Below are 2385 nucleotides of genomic sequence, written 5' to 3' on the forward strand. Positions count from 1 at the left end.
GGCGCCGGGGGGTGGCGCTGCGTCGTCGTGGGGCTCGCCGCGGCCCGTCGGCGGGGCGGACCACCTGGTGCCAGCGCAGGTGCTCGGGGGTCTCGCCGTCGGTGCGGCCGGTCCAGGCGGGGGAGAGGGAGTGGGGCGTGGAAGTCATGCCCTCCATCCCACGCCCCGGGACCCCTCGCGGGCAAGTCCGGGCCGCTCCGGCTCAGCGGTCGATCGTCTGGCGCTTCGAGCTGATGACCCCGGTGGCGAACCCGGCGAGGTTCAAGCCGCCGTGGAAGCGGGCGTGCTCGATCTTCACGCAGCGGTCCATGACGACGTCCATGCCGAGCTCCTCGGCCAGGTGCGCGGCGTCCTCGTTCCAGATGCCCAGCTGCAGCCACACGGTCTTCGCGCCGGCGGCGTGGGCCTCGCGGACGATGTCCGGGGCGTCGGAGGCCTTGCGGAACACCTCCACGAGGTCCGGGGCCACGGGCAGGTCCGCCAGCGACGCGTAGACGTCATGGCCCAGGATCTGCTTGCCGGCCTCGGCGAGCACGGGGTTCACGAAGTAGACGTCGAACGTGGTGGAGCTGAGCAGGTAGGTGGCCACGAAGTACGAGGCGCGGGCGGGCTTGTCTGAGGCGCCCACGATTGCGATGCTCCGTGCCCGGTGCAGGATCGCCAGCCGCTCCGGGGCGGTGGGTCCGGTCCAGGTCCTCTCGGGGATGGCGGTGCTCATCACAGGCCTCCTTCTGCCGTGCCGTTCCCGGCGTCGCTCTCCTGCTTCCCGACGACGGCCGCTCCCGTCCCCGGGACCGTCTCGCCGTCCCGGGTGCGGCCCGTGGCGGCGGTCAGGGCCTGGTCCAGGTCCCAGAGGATGTCCTCGACGTCCTCGATGCCCACCGAGATGCGGATCAGGTCCGCCGGGATGCCCGCGGCCACGAGCTGCTCGGTGGTGAGCTGCTGATGGGTCGTCGTGGCGGGGTGCAGCACCAGCGTCTTCGCGTCGCCGATGTTGGCCAGGTGGGAGGCCAGCTGCAGCGCGGAGATGAAGCGCGACGCCGTCGCGCGCCCGGCCTCCGGACCGGAGGCGCCGTCGTCGGTGTCCGTGGCTGCCGGGGCCACGCCGAAGCTGAACACCGAGCCGACGCCCCGGGGCAGCAGCTGCTGCGCGCGCTCGTGGTGCGGGTGGCCGGGCAGGCCCGCGTAGGCCACCCAGGCGATGCGCGGGTCCTCGTCCAGCCAGGCGGCGATCCGTTCGGCGTTGGCCAGGTGGGCGTCCAGGCGCTGGGCGAGCGTCTCCACGCCGATCAGCAGCTGGAACGCGGACTGCGGCGCCAGGGACGGGCCGAAGTCGCGCAGCTGCTCGGAACGCAGCTTGGTGAGGAAGCCGTACTCGCCGAAGTTCCCCCACCAGGACACGTTGCCGTAGGAGGGCACCGGCTCGGTCATCTGCGGGAACTTCCCGTTGTCCCACGGGAAGGTGCCGGACTCCACCACGACGCCGCCCAGGGTGGTGCCGTGCCCGCCCAGGAACTTGGTGGCCGAGTGGATGACGATGTCCGCGCCGTGCTCGATCGGACGGATCAGGTACGGGGGCGTGAGGGTCGCGTCCACCACCAGCGGGACGCCGTGGCGGTGGGCCACCTCGGCCAGGCCCGGCAGGTCCACGATGTCCCCGGAGGGATTGGCCACGATCTCCGTGTAGACGGCCTTGGTGTTCTCCTGCACGGCGGCCTCGAAGTCCGCGGCCTCCGAGGAGTCCACGAACGTGGTCTCCACGCCGAACCGGCGCAGGGACACGTCCAGCTGGGTGATCGTGCCGCCGTAGAGCTTGGAGGAGGCCACGATGTGGTCCCCGGCCTGGCACAGCGCGGCGAAGGTGATGAACTCCGCGGCCATGCCGGAGGCGGTGGCCACGGCGCCGATGCCGCCCTCCAGCGTGGCGATGCGCTCCTCGAACGCCGCCACGGTCGGGTTGCCGATGCGCGAGTAGATGTTCCCGTACTTCTGCAGCGCGAACAGGTTCGCCGCATCGTCCGCGGACTCGAAGACGAACGAGCTGGTCTGGTGGATCGGCACCGCGCGGGAGCCGTGCACGGCGTCCGGGACGCCGCCGGCATGGAGCGCCTTCGTCCGGAACCCGAACTCGTGCGGGGCGGGGCGGTGCTCCGCCGGACGCTGCTCGGCGTCACCGTCGGGACGCGGGGTGCCGCCGTCGTTCTCGTGCTCGGCCACGGGTGATCCTTCCGGTCGTCGGCCACAGGGACGGGCGACGGGTGCGCTCGAGGAGCGCGGCCGTCGTCGTAGGCCACCATGGTGCGCGCCGAGGACGGCGCCGGTCAGCCGGGCCGGTTGTGGGAGGGTCGACGCAGACGCGGCCGGGCCGGTCGGCCGGCGCGTCCG

Annotated in this window: 2 protein-coding genes; both read right to left on the reverse strand. The window is 72.7% G+C overall.

The genetic code is table 11. The features are described 5' to 3' along the window. Window positions 1-202 precede the first annotated feature (202 nt). Entirely contained in the window at window positions 203-718 is a 516-nt protein-coding gene (locus tag AC2W7A_RS11575) for a CoA-binding protein (RefSeq protein ID WP_485991478.1), read from the reverse strand. After that, a complete protein-coding gene (locus AC2W7A_RS11580) occupies window positions 718-2217 on the reverse strand; it encodes an O-acetylhomoserine aminocarboxypropyltransferase/cysteine synthase family protein (protein WP_485991479.1) in 1500 nt (499 codons plus the stop codon). The genes AC2W7A_RS11575 and AC2W7A_RS11580 overlap by 1 nt, the downstream gene beginning before the upstream one ends. Between the last annotated feature and the right edge of the window lie 168 nt (window positions 2218-2385).

The organism is Micrococcus sp. LASM2_SD2 (genome assembly GCF_057364565.1).

Excerpts from the sequence above, each read along its gene's own strand:
- AC2W7A_RS11575 (WP_485991478.1), bottom strand. The coding sequence starts at position 718 with ATGAGCACCGCCATCCCCGAGAGGACCTGGACCGGACCCACCGCCCCG.